Annotated in this window: 22 protein-coding genes and 2 pseudogenes; 17 read left to right on the forward strand and 7 right to left on the reverse strand. The window is 63.4% G+C overall.

Translation table 11 applies throughout. The features are described 5' to 3' along the window. Positions 1-75: 75 nt before the first annotated feature. Both ACVWWD_RS09245 and ACVWWD_RS09250 read left to right on the forward strand, forming a co-directional pair. A pseudogene (locus tag ACVWWD_RS09245) lies at positions 76-688 on the forward strand (nucleoside triphosphate hydrolase). Between the two features lie 131 nt (positions 689-819). Next, a complete protein-coding gene (locus tag ACVWWD_RS09250; protein ID WP_457103034.1) occupies positions 820-1167 on the forward strand; it encodes a hypothetical protein in 348 nt (115 codons plus the stop codon). 27 nt (positions 1168-1194) lie between these two features. Here the strand turns inward: ACVWWD_RS09250 and ACVWWD_RS09255 are convergent, their stop codons facing one another. The 3 genes from ACVWWD_RS09255 to ACVWWD_RS09265 form a co-directional block, all read right to left on the reverse strand. Then, positions 1195-1899 carry a glutathione S-transferase family protein gene (locus tag ACVWWD_RS09255; protein WP_023772193.1) on the reverse strand — a complete coding sequence of 235 codons (705 nt, stop codon included), beginning with the start codon at positions 1897-1899 and terminating at the stop codon, positions 1195-1197. A gap of 182 nt (positions 1900-2081) precedes the next feature. After that, positions 2082-3290, reverse strand: coding sequence for a beta-ketoacyl-[acyl-carrier-protein] synthase family protein (locus ACVWWD_RS09260; RefSeq protein WP_023772194.1), 1209 nt, complete (start codon positions 3288-3290; stop codon positions 2082-2084). A gap of 4 nt (positions 3291-3294) precedes the next feature. Then, positions 3295-3549: an acyl carrier protein gene (locus ACVWWD_RS09265; RefSeq protein WP_015314512.1), complete on the reverse strand. Its 255-nt coding sequence runs from the start codon at positions 3547-3549 to the stop codon at positions 3295-3297. Positions 3550-3751: 202 nt separating this feature from the next. On the opposite strand from ACVWWD_RS09265, the gene ACVWWD_RS09270 reads away from it, so the two are divergent. The 5 genes from ACVWWD_RS09270 to ACVWWD_RS09290 are packed head-to-tail and all read left to right on the forward strand — an operon-like array spanning position 3752 to position 6117. Beyond that, positions 3752-4594 (forward strand): urease accessory protein UreD, encoded by an 843-nt coding sequence (locus ACVWWD_RS09270; protein ID WP_457103035.1) that lies wholly within the window; start codon positions 3752-3754, stop codon positions 4592-4594. 28 nt (positions 4595-4622) lie between these two features. Then, positions 4623-4925 (forward strand): urease subunit gamma, encoded by a 303-nt coding sequence (locus tag ACVWWD_RS09275; protein WP_023772196.1) that lies wholly within the window; start codon positions 4623-4625, stop codon positions 4923-4925. A 12-nt stretch (positions 4926-4937) separates the two neighbouring features. Then, positions 4938-5192 carry a DUF1272 domain-containing protein gene (locus tag ACVWWD_RS09280; RefSeq protein ID WP_352552966.1) on the forward strand — a complete coding sequence of 85 codons (255 nt, stop codon included), beginning with the start codon at positions 4938-4940 and terminating at the stop codon, positions 5190-5192. 25 nt (positions 5193-5217) lie between these two features. Then, on the forward strand, positions 5218-5805 hold the full coding sequence (locus ACVWWD_RS09285; RefSeq protein ID WP_352552964.1) for a HupE/UreJ family protein: 588 nt from the start codon (positions 5218-5220) through the stop codon (positions 5803-5805). Between the two features lie 6 nt (positions 5806-5811). After that, a complete protein-coding gene (locus ACVWWD_RS09290) occupies positions 5812-6117 on the forward strand; it encodes an urease subunit beta (protein ID WP_015314507.1) in 306 nt (101 codons plus the stop codon). A 74-nt stretch (positions 6118-6191) separates the two neighbouring features. Here the strand turns inward: ACVWWD_RS09290 and ACVWWD_RS09295 are convergent, their stop codons facing one another. Both ACVWWD_RS09295 and ACVWWD_RS09300 read right to left on the reverse strand, forming a co-directional pair. After that, the gene (locus ACVWWD_RS09295) at positions 6192-6698 is read right to left on the reverse strand and encodes a hypothetical protein (RefSeq protein ID WP_457103036.1); all 507 of its coding nucleotides are present in this window, start codon (positions 6696-6698) and stop codon (positions 6192-6194) included. A gap of 114 nt (positions 6699-6812) precedes the next feature. Further along, on the reverse strand, positions 6813-7178 hold the full coding sequence (locus ACVWWD_RS09300) for a hypothetical protein (protein ID WP_352552961.1): 366 nt from the start codon (positions 7176-7178) through the stop codon (positions 6813-6815). A gap of 167 nt (positions 7179-7345) precedes the next feature. Here ACVWWD_RS09300 and ureC point away from each other — a divergent pair, with 167 nt between their 5' ends. From ureC to ACVWWD_RS09345, 9 genes and pseudogenes are all read left to right on the forward strand, one after another. Further along, positions 7346-9058, forward strand: a complete 1713-nt coding sequence (gene ureC, locus ACVWWD_RS09305; RefSeq protein WP_435054047.1) for an urease subunit alpha — start codon at positions 7346-7348, stop codon at positions 9056-9058. Between the two features lie 206 nt (positions 9059-9264). Then, positions 9265-9507: pseudogene (locus ACVWWD_RS09310) on the forward strand (DUF29 domain-containing protein); the annotation flags it as partial. Between the two features lie 130 nt (positions 9508-9637). Further along, complete coding sequence (locus ACVWWD_RS09315) at positions 9638-10231, forward strand: hypothetical protein (RefSeq protein WP_352552959.1); 594 nt, start codon at positions 9638-9640, stop codon at positions 10229-10231. Positions 10232-10277: 46 nt separating this feature from the next. Further along, entirely contained in the window at positions 10278-10913 is a 636-nt protein-coding gene (locus ACVWWD_RS09320) for a glutathione S-transferase family protein (RefSeq protein WP_352552957.1), read from the forward strand. A gap of 70 nt (positions 10914-10983) precedes the next feature. After that, the gene (locus tag ACVWWD_RS09325; protein ID WP_023781859.1) at positions 10984-11595 is read left to right on the forward strand and encodes an urease accessory protein UreE; all 612 of its coding nucleotides are present in this window, start codon (positions 10984-10986) and stop codon (positions 11593-11595) included. Further along, positions 11588-12259 carry an urease accessory protein UreF gene (locus ACVWWD_RS09330; protein ID WP_352552955.1) on the forward strand — a complete coding sequence of 224 codons (672 nt, stop codon included), beginning with the start codon at positions 11588-11590 and terminating at the stop codon, positions 12257-12259. Before ACVWWD_RS09325 ends, ACVWWD_RS09330 begins: the two co-directional genes overlap by 8 nt. Next, positions 12256-12696 (forward strand): DUF3995 domain-containing protein, encoded by a 441-nt coding sequence (locus ACVWWD_RS09335; RefSeq protein WP_023793152.1) that lies wholly within the window; start codon positions 12256-12258, stop codon positions 12694-12696. The genes ACVWWD_RS09330 and ACVWWD_RS09335 overlap by 4 nt, the downstream gene beginning before the upstream one ends. Further along, entirely contained in the window at positions 12693-13334 is a 642-nt protein-coding gene (gene ureG / locus ACVWWD_RS09340; RefSeq protein ID WP_023781856.1) for an urease accessory protein UreG, read from the forward strand. Before ACVWWD_RS09335 ends, ureG begins: the two co-directional genes overlap by 4 nt. Positions 13335-13415: 81 nt before the next feature. After that, positions 13416-14183 (forward strand): class II aldolase and adducin N-terminal domain-containing protein, encoded by a 768-nt coding sequence (locus tag ACVWWD_RS09345; protein ID WP_023781855.1) that lies wholly within the window; start codon positions 13416-13418, stop codon positions 14181-14183. A 3-nt stretch (positions 14184-14186) separates the two neighbouring features. Here the strand turns inward: ACVWWD_RS09345 and ACVWWD_RS09350 are convergent, their stop codons facing one another. Further along, complete coding sequence (locus ACVWWD_RS09350; protein WP_352552950.1) at positions 14187-14819, reverse strand: HAD family hydrolase; 633 nt, start codon at positions 14817-14819, stop codon at positions 14187-14189. A gap of 242 nt (positions 14820-15061) precedes the next feature. Here ACVWWD_RS09350 and ACVWWD_RS09355 point away from each other — a divergent pair, with 242 nt between their 5' ends. Beyond that, positions 15062-16021, forward strand: a complete 960-nt coding sequence (locus ACVWWD_RS09355; RefSeq protein ID WP_023772211.1) for a sugar-binding transcriptional regulator — start codon at positions 15062-15064, stop codon at positions 16019-16021. Positions 16022-16046: 25 nt separating this feature from the next. Here ACVWWD_RS09355 and ACVWWD_RS09360 read toward each other — a convergent pair whose 3' ends face one another. Further along, the gene (locus ACVWWD_RS09360) at positions 16047-16232 is read right to left on the reverse strand and encodes a hypothetical protein (RefSeq protein ID WP_023772212.1); all 186 of its coding nucleotides are present in this window, start codon (positions 16230-16232) and stop codon (positions 16047-16049) included. Positions 16233-16256: the final 24 nt, after the last annotated feature.

A 16256-nucleotide genomic window follows, 5' to 3' on the forward strand; every position in this document is an offset into this window, starting at 1 on the left:
AATCGTGCAAATCGCGGTTTGAAATTCAAGCGACCGCCGACAAGATGCGTCAAAATCTTCGGAAGGAGCCGAAAAATGTCCGAAATCGCCCACCTCGCCGCTACCATCTTCAAGCGCGCCGGCAAGGCAAATCGCTTCATCGTCGCCATTGCCGGGCCGCCGGGCGCCCGGCAAATCGACACTGTCGGCAAGCCTGCATGACCTTTTGCCGGAAGGCGCGGTGGAGGTCGTGCCCATGGACGGCTTCCACTATGACGACATCGTGCTCGAGCGGCGCGGTCTGCGGGCGCGAAAGGGCGCGCCCGACACATTCGACTTTGGCGGCTTTGAGACGCTTTTGAAGCGCATCCGCGCCGGCGAGGCCGAAATCGCCATTCCGGTGTTCGACCGCGGCATGGAATTGTCGCGCGCCGCCGCGGCGATTGTCGGCGCTGAGACCAAGTTCATCCTGGTGGAAGGCAATTACCTGCTGCTCGACGAGGAGCCGTGGTCGCGGCTGGCGCCGCTGTTCGATTTCTCGATCTTCGTCGACGTGCCGCGCAAGGAGCTCGAACGCCGCCTGATGGAACGCTGGCACGAGCATGGAGATTCCGAGGCGGATGCGCGCGCCTGGATCGCCTCCAACGACATGCCCAACATCGAACGCGTGCTTGCGCGGCGCCGGGCGGCCGACCTGGTCTTTGGTTAAGCCGTTATCCAGATCAACCTTGGTTGATCTGGATTTAACCGTTTAATTTTCAATATTTTTCGACGGGAACCTTAAGACTTACAACGCGTTATCCCGATCAGGCAATCATGCCAGAAGAGGGATTCCGTCCCATGGCGAACAAGCCCACCAGGGGTAAGTCGGCGCAACCGAAGGCGCCGCAGTCGACGGCTGGGGCCGGCCCGGCGATCGCCCAGCGCTCCAAGGATGCGAAGGCCTTCGGCAAGGCAGCCCCGAAAAAAGTCGTGCCGGGCTCGAAAGTGACCGCGCCGAAAGCGGCCGCCAAGCCCGCCCAAGCGAAGAAGCCGGCCATGGCCGGCGGCTCGAAAGCAAGCGGCGGCTCGAAGGTTCGCTCCGCGGCCAATGTCGCCGCCGGCGCGGTCGTGGCCACGGCGCGGGGCGTGGCATCCCTTGCCGCCTCCGTGGTCGGCAGGGGCGGACCCAAGGCGAAAGCAAAGTAGGTTGCTCCTTCCCGAGGGCTGATGGGTTCAGCCTCGCGCCGGAATGGTCAGGCCTTTCTGCACCGCCGGCCGCGCCAGGCCGCGCTCCAGCCACGCTGCCAGATTGGCGAAATCGTCGAAGCCGACCAGATCGCGCGCTTCGTAGAAGCCTATCAGGTTGCGCACCCAGCCGAGCAGCGAGATGTCGGCGATGGTGTAGTCATTGTCCATGATCCACTTGCGGCCCTTCAGCCTGACGTCGAGAACGCCGAGCAGGCGCCGTGATTCGTCGCGGTAGCGCTCCAGCGGTCGCTTGTCGGCGATCTCCCGGCCGGCGAATTTGTGGAAGAAGCCGACCTGGCCGAACATCGGCCCAACAGCCGCCATCTGGAAAAAGACCCACTGGATGGTCTCGTAGCGCCGCGCCGCGTCGACAGGCATGAGCAGGCCGGTCTTTTCCGCCAGGTAGAGCAGTATCGCGCCGGATTCGAACAGGCCGATTGGCGCGCCGCCCGGTCCGTCGGGATCAATGATCGCCGGGATCTTGCCATTGGGATTGAGCGACAGGAATTCTGGGGTCCAGCTCTCGTTCTTGCCGATGTTGATCAGATGCGGCTCATAGGGCAGGCCGATTTCCTCCAGCGCGATCGATATCTTCACGCCGTTCGGCGTCGTTGCCGAATAGAGCTGGAGCTGGTCGGGATGCTTGGCCGGCCAACGGCTTGCGATCGGAAAGGCGGACAGGTCTGCCATCGGGAACTCCTGAGCGGGGGATTCGCACCAAGCGGCGCGATATTGGCGGGTCGGCCAAGAACTAGGGCCGCGGCGAGGCCGGATCAATATGGCGGTGACGCTTTCACCATGCACGGACAGTCACCCGATTCGGACCGCGCGAACGGTGGGGACAGCGCGGCCAGGTGGCAACCGCCCGGAGGTCAGATTGCTTTGAAGGCCAGCACCGCGTTGGTGCCGCCAAAGGCAAAGCCGTTGCTGATGGCGGCGCGCACCTTGCGCTCGCGCGCGACATTCGGCGTCACGTCGAGATCGCAGTCGGGATCGGCCTCGCGGTAATTCGCCGTCGGCGGCACGACGCCTTCGCGGATCGCCATGACGCAGGCGATCATCTCCAGCCCGCCCGAGGCGCCGAGGCAATGCGCGTGCATCGACTTGGTCGAGGAGACGGATAGCGCGCGCGCATGGTCGCCGAAGACGCGCTTGATCGCGAGGGTTTCGATCTGGTCGTTGGCCTTGGTGCCGGTGCCGTGTGCGTTTAGGTAGTCGATATCCTCGGGATTGAGCCCGGCATCCGCCAGGCAGAAGCGCATCGCCGCTTCCGGCCCCTCGACGGTCGGCGCGACGATATCGGAAGCATCGGCCGAAAGGCCGGCGCCGGCGATTTCAGCCAAAATGGTGGCGCCGCGTGCCATCGCATGGTCGTAGCTTTCCAGAACCGCCATGCCGGCGCCTTCGCCCAGCACCAGCCCCTGGCGGTCGGCCGAGAACGGCCTGCATGTGTCGGGCGAAAGCACACGCAGCGCCTCCCAGCCCTTCAGCACACCCCACACCAGCGGCGCATCGGTGCCGCCGGCCACCATCACGTCGGCGCGGCCGAGCCTGATCTGGTCGACCGCCGATGCGATGGCATGATTGGCCGACGAACAGGCCGAAGTGACGCCGAACACCGGTCCGCGCAAACCCAGATGCATGCTGACCTGACCGGCGGCGGCGCCCGGCATGACTCTTGGAACGGTGAAGATGCCGGCGCGATTCTTGCCCTCGATCAGGATGGCGCGATAATTCTCCTCGACGGTCTCGAAGCCGCAGACGCCAACACCGACAATGGTTCCCATCCGATAGGTGTTGTCCGCATGCGGGACCAATCCGGACTGCCGCATGGCTTCTTTCGCCGCGAGCACCGCCAGCAGGCTGAAGCGATCCATTGACACCAGTTGCTTGCGCTCGATGCCGTGATCCGGCAGTGCTTTGATCTCGCAGCCGGTCTTGACCTTCAGGTCGTGCAGGAAGGGATTGTCGATCGGGCCGATCGCCGACCGGCCGGCCCGCATCTCGGCCCAGATTGCCTGCGCATCGGTGCCCAATCCGCACAGTCCACCGATGCCGGTAATGACGACGCGCTTCAGCATTCGGTCAGGCTTTTTTCGCGATCAGAGCGCGAACGGCCTCGACCATGTCGCCGACGTTCTTCAGATTGCTCCAGGCATCGACCGTGTTCATCTCGATCTCGATGCCATATTGCTCTTCGAGGTCGAAGATGATCTCGGTCAGCTCCAGCGAATGGATCCCGAGCGCCGTCAATTCGGTTGTGGTGGTGATTTCCTCGCCGCCCGGCTCGGCATGGGCCTTGATCTTCTCGATGATGTCCGCTGCCAGCTGGTCAGCCATTCGGTTTCTTCCCCACTGTGTCGTTTCCCGACGCCAACTGAACGGCGCCTTCTTGTCCTCGATATCAGGCCGCGATCTTCGCCTTATCCCTCCGCCAAGCGTCGCCTGACCGTACCAAGGTGGCTCCCTCTATAGAAACGGAAACGTCATCAAGCAACAAGCTATATGTCGACAAAAGCGCCGCAGTGCTTAACCTGACGGCGTGGATACGATCGAAAATAGCAAGTTTTCAGGTCAGCTGGCCCAGCGCGCGGCTGGCAAGGCGCAGCTTGGTTGCGCCAGCATCGACGGCCGCACGCGGCTGCGGCGCCTCTATCAGGACGGCTCCGCCAAGATAAGGCTGCCATACGTTTCGGCCGGCCCGCTGGAGGCCGTCCTGATCAACACCGCCGGCGGACTGACCGGCGGCGACCGCCTCGGCTGGGAGGTCGATGTCGGCCCGCATGCCAGCGCTGGGATAACGACCCAGGCCTGCGAAAAAGTCTATCGCGCCGCATCGGACCATGCCGAAGTCCGGGTCAGACTGACCGTCGGAGAGAACGGCAGCATCGCCTGGTTGCCGCAGGAAACCATCGTCTTCGATCGCGCCGCCTTTGTCCGTACGTTGGACGTCGAGCTTGCCGCATGGGCCGAGGCGCTGTTGCTGGAAGCGACCGTCTTCGGCCGCCAGGCCATGGGCGAACGTGCCGCACAGGGTACTTTTCGCGACCGCTGGCGTATCCGCAGGGAAGGAACCCTCATCCACGCCGAGGATTTCCGCATCGGACCTGATATCGCCGACATCATGGCCCGTCCGGCGATATCAAATGGCGCGATCGCAGTGGCCACGCTGCTGCTGGTGTCGCCGCGCGCGGAAGCCTTGCTCGATCAGGCTAGGGAGATCATTGGCGCCCGGGGTGGCGCCAGCGTCTGGACCGTGAAGACATCTGGCAAGCTTCTTGCGAGGCTTTACGCCGAGGACGGCTACCAGCTGCGCCAGCGGCTGGTCCCGCTCGTTGGATTGCTCAATGGAAAAGCGGGGCTGCCCAAATTATGGTCACTGTGACTGTATCCGCATCATTTCAGGATGACGCATGAACCTGACGCCAAGGGAAAAGGACAAGCTGCTGATCGCCATGGCGGCGATCGTGGCGCGCAAGCGGCTGGAGCGCGGCGTCAAGCTCAATCATCCGGAAGCGATCGCGCTGATCACCGATTTCGTCGTCGAGGGCGCCCGCGATGGCCGCCCGGTGGCCGATCTGATGGAGGCCGGCGCCCATGTCGTCAGCCGCGCCCAGGTGATGGAAGGCATCGCCGAGATGATCCACGACGTACAGGTGGAAGCGACGTTTCCCGACGGCACCAAGCTGGTGACCGTGCACGAACCGATCCGGTGAGGAGAGACAGACATGCTTGAACTGCGCCCGAACTGTGAGTGCTGCGACAAGGATCTGCCGCCGGAAGCGACGGATGCGCGGATATGCACCTTCGAGTGCACCCTCTGCGCCGGCTGCGTCGAAAACGTGCTTGGCGGCGTCTGCCCGAACTGCGGCGGCAATTTTACGGCGCGGCCGATCCGCCCCGCCGCGATGCTGAAGAAATATCCGGCTTCGACCAAACGCGTGCTCAAGGCCGAGGGCTGCGGCCCCCGCAAGGCCGCGTGACACCGCAAAACGAAAGGCAAGTAAAATGATCCCTGTCAAACGCCTGTGCCTCTCGGCCATCCTGCTCGTGGCGGCGGCGATGCCTGCCTACGCCCATGTCGGTATCGGCACGACCTCCTCCGCCATGGCCGGCTTCACGCATCCGTTGTCGGGCCTCGACCATATGACGGTGATGCTCGCCGTCGGTCTGTGGGCGGCCCTCAAGGGCGGCAAGGCGATCTGGGTCTGGCCGGCGGCGTTCGTCGGCGTCATGTTGGGCGGCGCGGCTCTTGGTATGGCCCATGTGCCGCTGCCCTTCGTCGAGCCGGGTATACTGGCCTCCGTCGTGGCGCTCGGCCTGCTGGTGGCGCTGGCGGTCGATCTGCCCGTTTCGGCCGGTGTCGCCATCATCGGCCTGTTCGCGCTGTTTCACGGCCATGCCCATGGCACGGAAGTGCCCGAAAATGCCGGCGGCCTCGAATATATGGTCGGTTTTGCCGTAGCCACCGTGCTGCTCCATGCCATCGGCATCGCCGTCGGGCTTGGCCTCGGCATGAGGTCACGCGGCGTGGCCCGCATCACGGGCGCCGCCTGCGCGGCGATCGGCGTCGGCCTCGCCTTCGGAATCGTGTGAGGTCCCATGATCCCAGGCGAAATCATCCCCGTTCAAGGCGACATAGAGCTCAACAAGGGTCTGCCGACCGTCATCCTGAAAGTGGCCAACAGTGGCGACCGACCGGTCCAGGTCGGCAGCCACTACCATTTCTACGAAACCAATGAGGCGCTGAAATTCGATCGTGAACGGGCGCGCGGCATGCGCCTCGACATAGCCGCCGGCACCGCCACGCGTTTCGAGCCGGGGCAGGAACGGGATGTCACGCTGGTGCCGCTTGGCGGCAAGCGTGAAATCCACGGCTTCCAGCAGAAGGTGATGGGCAAGCTGTGAGGGCTTTTTATGCGTGGCGCGCAGGGCCAGTGGGCGGCTTCAGGGCATGCATGAACGCAAGCTCCGCGCGCGGCTCAGCCCGATGGCTTGGCGGCCGCATAGATGACGATCTTTCCGGGATCATCGAACTCCACGGCGAGAACGTCCTGCGCAAGCACGCGCCGAGAATCGAGAGCATTGAAAAGCAGGGCGTTCGCCTCGATCTCCTTGCGCAACTCGCTGACATCGTCCAGATGCTGCCGAACCTTGTTCTCGATGGCTGGCGGCGGGCCGCCTTCGCTGCGCACCGCGTCGGTGAGGAACACGATATCGACCTTGTCGAGTTTGGACGTCTTGCGCACCGTGCTGATGTTTTCGCGTGTGCGGTCGATCGCCGAACTGACTTTTCCGATTTCAGCTGTCGCCTTGGCCTCTTCCTGGTTGACTTGCGATCCGACGATGCGGTCGACGGTCTCCGGACTCTTCAGGCCCTGCGCGTTGAGCGCCGCCTGTGGTACACTCGCCGCCAGAAACGCTGCCGCGGCAATGACATGCAACCATCGCGCATGGCATCTGGCATCGGGCAGGGCGTCGAGGGTCATCGTTCGCTTTCGCAGTTTGCTTCAAGAGCTTTGGAACGAAACGCCCCCAGCCCTGTCACGGTTCCCTGTCGGGTTCGGTGGGCGGACCGGATACCGGTCCGCCGCGCCGGTTGGTCAGCTGGCTTTCTTGGTGATCAGGGTCAGCGCGCCGTTCGGCTCCATGCTGGCCGCGACCACCTGGGCCGACGTCATTCCCTTGGCCTGGAGGGCGGATTTCACCTTGGGGGTGGCATCGATCGAACTGCGCAATTTCTGCAGGCCGGCATCGCCACGCTGCGCGATGACCTGGTTGACCTGCGTCTGGGTGTCCTTCGGCAACTCGCTGATGTCGATCACGTTGACGCTCTGGATCGCCGGCGCGGCCTGCTGACCCCCGGGCGCGGCTGGAGCCGGCGTAGTCGGAGCGGGCTGTTGCTGGGCGCTGGCGGCACCCGCCAGCATCAGGCTGGCGGCGGCTGCAAGAATTGTCGTTTTGCGCATGGATTTTCCTTCCATCGATTTGGCAAACGGTCGTTTTGGGGTGACCCTTCAACCTCAACCGCCAAATGGGTTCAGAAGGTGTCGCCTAGCGGGTCATTGCGTGACCATTGGAGGGCGGCAATGTGCAGCCCGGCTTCAATCACACCGCATTTCGGGAGCAACCGCTGATGGCCAGACTAACGCGTGCCGCCTACGCCCAGATGTATGGCCCGACGGTCGGCGACAGGGTGCGCCTCGCTGACACCGAACTCTTCATCGAGGTCGAGAAGGATTTCACCATCCATGGCGAGGAGGTGAAATTCGGCGGCGGCAAGGTCATTCGCGACGGCATGGGTCAGAGCCAGGTTTCCCGTGCCCAAGGTGCGGTCGACACCGTCATCACCAATGCGCTGGTGATCGATGCCAGCGCCGGCATCTTCAAGGCCGATATAGGCTTGAGGGATGGCCGCATCGCGGCCATCGGCAAGGCCGGCAATCCGGATACGCAGGATGGCGTCACCATCATCATCGGCCCCGGCACGGAAATCATCGCGGGCGAGGGCAAGATCCTGACCCCGGGCGGCTTCGACGCGCATATCCACTTCATCTGCCCGCAGCAGATCGAGGAAGCGCTGATGTCGGGCATCACCACTATGCTCGGCGGCGGGACCGGCCCAGCGCACGGCACGCTGGCCACGACCTGCACACCGGGGCCGTGGCACATGGCACGCATGATCCAGTCCTTGGACGCCTTCCCGATGAACATTGGCCTGTCGGGCAAGGGCAATGCCTCGCTGCCAGCCGCTCTCGAGGAGATGGTGCTGGGCGGCGCCTGCTCGCTCAAGCTGCACGAGGACTGGGGCACGACGCCGGCAGCGATCGACTGCTGCCTGTCGGTCGCAGACGATTACGATGTGCAGGTGATGATCCACACCGACACGCTCAACGAGAGCGGCTTTGTCGAGAACACGGTGGCGGCCATCAAGGGCCGCACCATCCATGCCTTCCACACCGAGGGCGCCGGTGGCGGCCATGCGCCTGATATCATCAAGGTCTGCGGCCTGCCCAACGTCATCCCGTCCTCGACAAACCCGACGAGGCCCTACACGGTCAACACATTGGCCGAGCATCTCGATATGCTTATGGTCTGCCACCATCTGTCGCCGTCGATCCCCGAGGACATCGCCTTCGCCGAAAGCCGCATCCGCAAGGAGACCATCGCGGCCGAGGACATCCTGCACGACATCGGCGCCTTCTCGATCATCTCGTCGGACAGCCAGGCCATGGGTCGCGTCGGCGAGGTGGCGATCCGCACCTGGCAGACGGCCGACAAGATGAAGCGCCAGCGCGGGTCATTGCCGCAGGAGACGGGCGACAACGACAATTTCCGCGTCCGCCGCTACATCGCCAAATACACCATCAATCCGGCCATCGCGCATGGCCTGTCGAAGGACATCGGCTCGATCGCGATCGGCAAACGCGCCGATCTGGTGCTGTGGAACCCGGCCTTCTTCGGCGTCAAGCCGGACATGGTGCTGATCGGCGGCATGATCGCGGCCGCCCCGATGGGCGACCCCAATGCCTCGATCCCGACGCCGCAGCCGATGCACTACCGGCCGATGTTCGGCGCCTATGGCAAAGCCCGCACCAATTCGTCGGTGACCTTCGTTTCGAAGGCCGCACTCGAGTCCGGTTTGCACGGCCGGCTCGGCGTCGACAAGCAGTTCGTCGCCGTCGAAAACACGCGCGGCGGCATCGGCAAGCACTCGATGGTGCTCAACGACGCCACGCCGCAAATCGAGGTCGATCCGGAAACCTACGAAGTTCGCGCCGATGGCGAACTCTTGACCTGCGAGCCGGCGACCGTGCTGCCGATGGCGCAAAGGTACTTTCTGTTTTGATCGGAGCGATATGCAGCCCTGAGTGATTCGTTGCGATTTTCGCAAACTGGGGCATGATGTTCCCATGAATAAGATTGATCGCCTTCGAGCATCAACACCGTACGAAACGGACTTCGTGCAATGGTGCGCTGAGCAAAGCCCACTGCTGCGCGAGGGGCGTTTTGCCGAGCTTGGATCGAGAGAATCTGGCTGAGGAGATCGAGAGGTTGGGGAGGGGCGACAGACGGGAAATCCGCAGCAGGACGGAGGTATTGATTGCGCACCTCCTGAAATCGGAATTCCAACCAGGCCACAGATGCCACGGTTGGCAAGCGTCGATAACGGAACAGCGTATCTGGATTGGTAATATCATCAAGGACAGCCCAAGCCTTCGCCGCTATCCTTCGCAGGTTTTGGACGAGGCATACCGCGACGCTTTACCTGTGGCGGTAAGAGAGACGGGCTTAAGAAAACCCCATCTTCCGAGCGAACCGCCATATACAGCCAAACAGGCGCTTGATGGCGATTTTAGCCGGTCGCCCCGCTTTCAATGGACAGCTTTCTGCGAGTTTAAGCTCGCCGCATTTCTTGTTAAGGCCGATGGCAAGCGAAATAGCATCCCCCCACGACATCTTCCCACATATCCGCATCGTCATGGGCATGGTGATCGGGCTCGGCGTCGCGCGCCTGCTGTCGGGGGTAGCGCGCATCGTCCAGCATCCCACCCAATACCGGCTCTATACGGTGCATCTGGCCTGGGTCGCTTCGGTGCTGCTGATGCTGGTCCATTTCTGGTGGTGGGAGTTCGGCCTCTATGCCATCGAAACCTGGACCTTCGGAAAGTACCTGTTCATCATTTTCTACGCGATCACCCAGTTCCTGCTCTGCGCGTTGCTGTTTCCGGATTCGATGCTCGACTACACCAGCTACGAGGATTTCTTCTATTCGCGCCGCGCCTGGTTCTTCGGACTGCTGGCGGCAACCTATCTGCTCGACGTGATCGACACGCTATTGAAAGGTCCGGAGCATTTCGCCCGCTTCGGCAACGAATATCTGTTCCGAACGCCGGTCTTCGTAGCACTGTGCATCGTCGCGATCCTGGTGCGTGACCGCCGTTTCCACATCGCCTTCGTCGCGGCCGCTCTGATCTACCAGATATCGTTCATCCCGCGGCTGTTCGACACGATCGTATGACATCAGCCGATGGTCTAGAGTTCCCGGGGAAAGGCAGGGTTCAACGATGTACAAGGCCATTGGATCGCGCGGATCCCGGGTCAGCCGCGTCCTCTGGATGCTCGAGGAACTCGGGCAGCCCTACGAATTCGTCGAGGTCAAGCTGCGCTCTCCGGAAGCCTATGCGCTCAATCCGTCGGGCAAGGTGCCTGTCCTCACCGACGACGAGCTGACGGTGACGGATTCGGCGGCGATCTGTGTCTATCTCGCCGACAAGCACGCAGACAAAGGGATGGGCGCCAATCCCGGTTTCGCTGGCCGCGCCGAAATGGATTCCTGGATGCATTTTGCCCAGAGCGAGTTCGAGGCGCCGCTGTGGAACAAATTGCGACACCGTTTCCTCCTGCCCAGGAACGTGCGGGTCGATGTCGGTCCTGCCGCGGCCTTTGACTTCGCCACGGAGGTCAAGGCGCTGGAGCGCCGGCTCGGCGACAAGCCCTTCGCCCTCGGTGACCGCTTTTCCGCCGTCGACGTGCTGCTAGGCGACATGGGCGGCTGGGCCCGCGCCGGAAAATTCCCGATCGAGTCCGAGCGCGTCAACGCTTATCTCGACCGCGTGCTGGCGCGGCCCGCCCGTGCGCGGGCGCAGGCCAATGCATCGGCCCCAAAATCGGAATCGATTTTGGGAAAGCACGATGCATAGATTCAAAAGTATTAGAGCGTCCTTTGCGCGTCCAAGAGGACGCGCGGCGCTCTAACGGAGGCTCGACGAAATGAAGCTCAACCTCAACACCGACTTCACTAAATTCCCGCGCGCCGTCTCGGTGCTGACCGCTGGCAGTGCGGGGGCCACGGTACCATCCGGCCGTGCGGTTCTGGCCCATGACGAGCGGCATCTGCGCCGCCGGGCCATCGAACTTGCCGACGGCGGCAAGGTGCTGGTCGACCTGCCCGAGCCTGTTGCCCTCAACGATGGCGACCGCCTGGTGCTGGAGGATGGCGGCCATATCGAGATCATCGCGGCGCCCGAAGAGATCTATGACATCCGCGCCCGCGACGCCGTGCATCTCGCCGAACTCGCCTGGCATATCGGCAACCGCCATCTCGCCGCCGGCATCGAGGCGGACCGCATCGTCATCCTGCGCGACCATGTCATCAAGGCCATGCTGGAGGGGCTTGGCGCCACGGTGGACGAGGTTTCCGAACCGTTCAAGCCGGTGCGCGGCGCCTATTCCGGCCATGGTGGTGGACATGGACATGATCACGGCCACGATCACAGCCATGCCGAGGCGCATGCCCATAGCCACGGTGAGGCACACTCCCATTCACACAGCGAATCGCATTCCCATTCGCATAGTCATGCCGGCCACCATGATCATGACTGACCAGCCGTCCGGCATCGCCGTGCTGCGGCTGATGGCGTGGCTGTCGCCGGCCTTTCCGGTCGGCGGCTTTGCCTACAGCCATGGCCTCGAGCGCGCGGTGCACGATGGAATGGTGACCGATGCCGCCGGCCTTGCCGGCTGGCTGGAGACGCTGGTCGAGATGGGCTCGGGCTGGAACGATGCCGTGCTGTTCGCCGAAAGCTGGCGCCGCGCTAGCGAAGGGGGCGATCTGGCTGAGGTTGTGGCACTGGCCGAGGCGCTGGCCGGCTCGCGCGAGCGCCACGCCGAGACCATGCTGCAAGGCGCGGCCTTCCTCAAAGCAGCCGCCGCCTGGCCCAATGCCGTGCTGGAGCGCTTGCCGGCGCAATGCGCCTACTGCATCGCAGTCGGGGCTGTCGCCGGCGGCAATGGCATTGCGCTGCACGACGCGCTGTCCGCCTTCCTGCAAGCCTTCTTCTCCAACCTCGTCCAGGCCGCGATCCGGCTCGGCATGATCGGTCAGAACGAGGCGACGACGCTGCTCGCGGGTTTCGAGCCGCTGGCGCTCTCGACCGCTGCCCGCGTGTCCCGCTCGACATTGGACGACCTTGGCGGCTGCGCCTTCGTCTCCGACGTCATGGCGATGAAGCACGAAACCCAGTATTCGCGACTGTTCCGCTCATGATCCTCCTCGCCTTCGTCCTCTCCTTCGTCCTGCTGCTGATCACGGCACTGCATGTCTATTGGGGCATCGGCGGCGTCTGGCCAGGCAGGGACACGGCGTCCTGCGCCCACGCTGTCGTCGGGTTTCGCGGCGTCGACGAAATGCCGACGCCGTTCGCCAGTTTCGCCGTTGCCGCGTGCCTCGGCCTGGCAACGCTGTGGCCGCTGGCGCTCATCGGTTTCTTTGCCTCGCCGTTTCCCAAGCAGGGCCTCGCAGCCACCGCGATGCTGATCGGGCTGGTGTTCCTGGGGCGCGGTACTGCCGGTTTCACGCCCTGGTGGCGCCGGCTGGCGCCGCAACAGCCTTTCGCGCGGCTCGATACCAGTCTCTATTCGCCGCTGTGCCTGTTGATCGGGCTCGGCTTCGCCGTTCTTGCCATCATGGAGTTCCCGATATGACACAACCCAACGGCCCACTTCGTGTTGGCATTGGCGGCCCCGTCGGCTCCGGCAAGACGACGCTCACCGAAAAACTCTGCAAGGCGCTGCGCGACGAGTTTTCCATCGCCGTCGTCACCAACGATATCTACACCAGGGAGGACGCCATGATGCTGGCCCGGCTGCAGGCGCTGCCGGAGGACCGCATCGTCGGTGTCGAGACCGGGGGCTGCCCGCACACCGCCATCCGCGAGGATGCCTCGATCAATCTGCAGGCGATCGCCGAGCTCAACCGCAAATTTCCCGACCTCGACATCATCTTCATCGAATCCGGTGGCGACAACCTTGCAGCCACTTTCTCGCCGGATCTTGCGGATCTCACGCTCTACGTCATCTCGGTCTGCCAAGGTGAAGAAATCCCGCGCAAAGGAGGCCCGGCGATCACGCGGTCCGATTTCCTGGTTATCAACAAGAGCGACCTAGCGCCCTATGTGAACGTCAATCTCGATGTCATGGAGAGCGACGCCGGCCGCATGCGCGGCAAGCGACCGTTCGGCTTCACCGATCTTTCGCGCGGCAAGGGCCTGCGGGAGGTGATCGATTTCATCGTCGAGCACGGCGGACTGCGAACCGTTGGCGCCGCAAGCACGGCGGCATAACCGACTTTCTGCACCAAGCGAAAGCGGTTGCGGGCACCAGCGGCGCGCGGCATTCTGGATCAAACCGGAGGATCTTTTACGATGAGCATCGCCCGCCTGCAGAAGGAAACGCTGACCAACCTGCCCTTCTACGAGGAGCGCGTCGATCTCGCCTGCGCCTTCCGCTGGACGGCGCGGCTCAACATGCACGAAGCGGTGGCCAACCATTTCTCGCTGGCGGTTAACGACGACGGCACCAGGTTCCTGATGAACCCGAACCAGGTGCATTTCTCGCGTATCAAGGCGAGTGACCTGATCGAAATCGACGCCAACGACCCCGAGACGCTTTCTGGGCCGAATGCGCCAGACCCGACGGCATGGGGTCTGCACGGCGCCGTCCATCGCAATGTGCCGCACGCGCGCTGCGTCATGCACGTCCACTCGATCCACGCCACCGTGCTGGCCTCGCTTGCCGACTCGACGCTGCCGCCAATCGACCAGAATTCGGCGATGTTCTTCAAGCGTCACGTCGTCGACGCGCATTATGGCGGGCTGGCCTTCGAGGAAGAGGGCGAGCGCTGCTCGCAGCTTCTCGCCGACCCTAAGGTCAAGGTGATGGTGATGGGCAACCATGGCGTGCTGGTCATCGGCGACACCGTCGCCGACGCCTTCAACCGCATGTTTTATTTCGAGCGTGCCGCCGAGACCTATATCAAGGCGCTGTGGACCGGCCGGCCGCTGCGCACCCTGTCCGACGCGATCGCCGAGAAGGCGGCGAGCGAGATGGACGACTATCCCGGTCAGGCCGAACGTCATCTCGCCGAGTTGAAAGCGATCCTCGACGAGCAGGAGCCGGTGTACCGGAACTGAAGGCTACAGTCCGAGCTGAGCCCGCAATTCCCCGGCGCTGTTGATGACAATGGCGCCGGGCGGTCCTTCCATCGGCTTTTCAGGCCAGAAGATCGTCTTCATTCCCGCCGCCAGGCCCGCCATGGCGCCCGGCCAGCTGTCGTCGACCGCGACGGCTTGCGCGGGATCGACGTCGGCCAGATAGGCGGCGCGAAGGAAAGGCTCTGCGTGCGGCTTGCCTTCCCGCACATCGTTGCGGCTGATCGTCTTCATGCCGGGGTAGGTCAGCCCGACCATATGCAGATTGGCGTCGACGATCATCCGATCCGAGTTTGAGACCACTGCCTGCTGCACGCCGAGCGCGCGCAACTCCTTGAAGACCTCGATGGCGCCTGGGCGCGGCTTCAGCCCTTCGACCAGCGGCAGGTAATGCTCATATTTGTGAACGATCCATTCGTCGAAGGGCAGTCGCAGCCCGAACTCGTCGCGCATCATTTCGTAGACCGGCCAGGCAGCGACGCCGAGCACGCGCTCATGCAGATCAGCCGGTGGGGTGAGGCCGGCGTTGCGCATCGCTGCGATGAGGGCTGCCTCGTGCAGCGGTTCGCTGTCGACCAGCGTGCCGTCCATGTCCCAGAAAACCGCCTTCGGTGTCATGAAGCGCTCCTTTTTGCGATCCCTTAAAGGGTTTGCGCCGTGAGATAAACCTTTGGCTGCAATTCAACATGCTTCCAGATGGTAAAACGGACCCGCCGCGCCTTCTCCGATAGGAATGCCGGCGGAGAACCACCGCGGCTTCGGCGCAAGCATTTGCTCTTGAGATTGACAATTGCGCAGGCGATCATTCCCTGCGAAACTGATACGACCGCCTGATGATCGGCGATTTCGGGAGGCAGGACGTGAATACCCGGCAGGACAGCGGCAGCAACAGGCTGGACGACGCCGCGCGCGCCGGCTGGCTCTATTATGTTGCCGGCAACACACAGGACCAGATAGCCGCCACGCTCGGCATCTCGAGGCAGACGGCGCAGCGGCTGGTGTCGCTGGCGGTGTCGGAAGGCCTGATCAAGGTCCGCGTCGATCATCCGATCGCCAACTGCCTGGATCTTGCCGCGCGGCTGAAATCGCGCTTTGCGCTCGACCTGGTCGAGGTGGTGCCGAGCGATCCCAATTCATCCTCCACCACCATCGGCATCGCCGAAGCGGCGGCCGCCGAGATCGAGCGGCGGTTGCGGTCGCCAACGCCGATCGTCATGGGCATCGGCACTGGACGCACGCTGAAGGCGGCGATCGAACAATTGCCGCCGATGGAATGCCCGCAGCACAAGGTGGTGTCCTTGACCGGCAACATCTCGCCGGACGGCTCGGCCGCTTTCTACAACGTTATTTTCACCATGGCCGACAGGGTCAAGGCGCGGTCCTTCCCAATGCCGCTGCCGGTCATCGCCTCCTCGCCGCAGGAGCGCGAGATGCTGCTCGCCCAGCCGATGATCCAGCCGACACTGGTGCTTGCGGCGGAGGCCGACGTCACCTTCATCGGTATCGGCGACCTTGGCCCGAAGGCGCCGCTCTACGAGGATGGCTTCATTTCCGAAAGCGAACTGAAAGCCTTGCAGAAAGCCGGCGGCGTCGCTGAAATCGTTGGCTGGGTGTTCGATCGCGAGGGCCGCATGATCGACGGCATCACCAATGACCGGGTGTCGTCGGCGGCGCTGCCGTCGCGCGAGAAGTCGCTGGTGATCGCGCTCGCCATGGGCGAGCGCAAGCTGCCCGGCATCATGGCGGCGGTCAACCGACGGCTGGTCAACGGGCTCATCACCGACGAGCGGACGGCGGCCGCCCTGCTGGCCAGCATTTGACGGCTTCGCGATAAAGCCAGCAAGGCTATTGGTGCCGGCCGAAAGGATCGTTGCCATCGAGGAAACCGAGGTCGCGCTGCAGATGCGGCGACAGGTCCCTGATGTCGAGATGCGCCCTTTTTCTGGTCGCGAACCAGCCAAATCCGTCCGCAAGCCACGAAATCCAGCGATGATCGGGAGCGGGAGTGCATTTTTGCTGCGCCATGGTCATGATCGTCAACCTTCGTTATCCTGA

The sequence above is a fragment of the Mesorhizobium sp. URHB0026 genome (assembly GCF_054059755.1).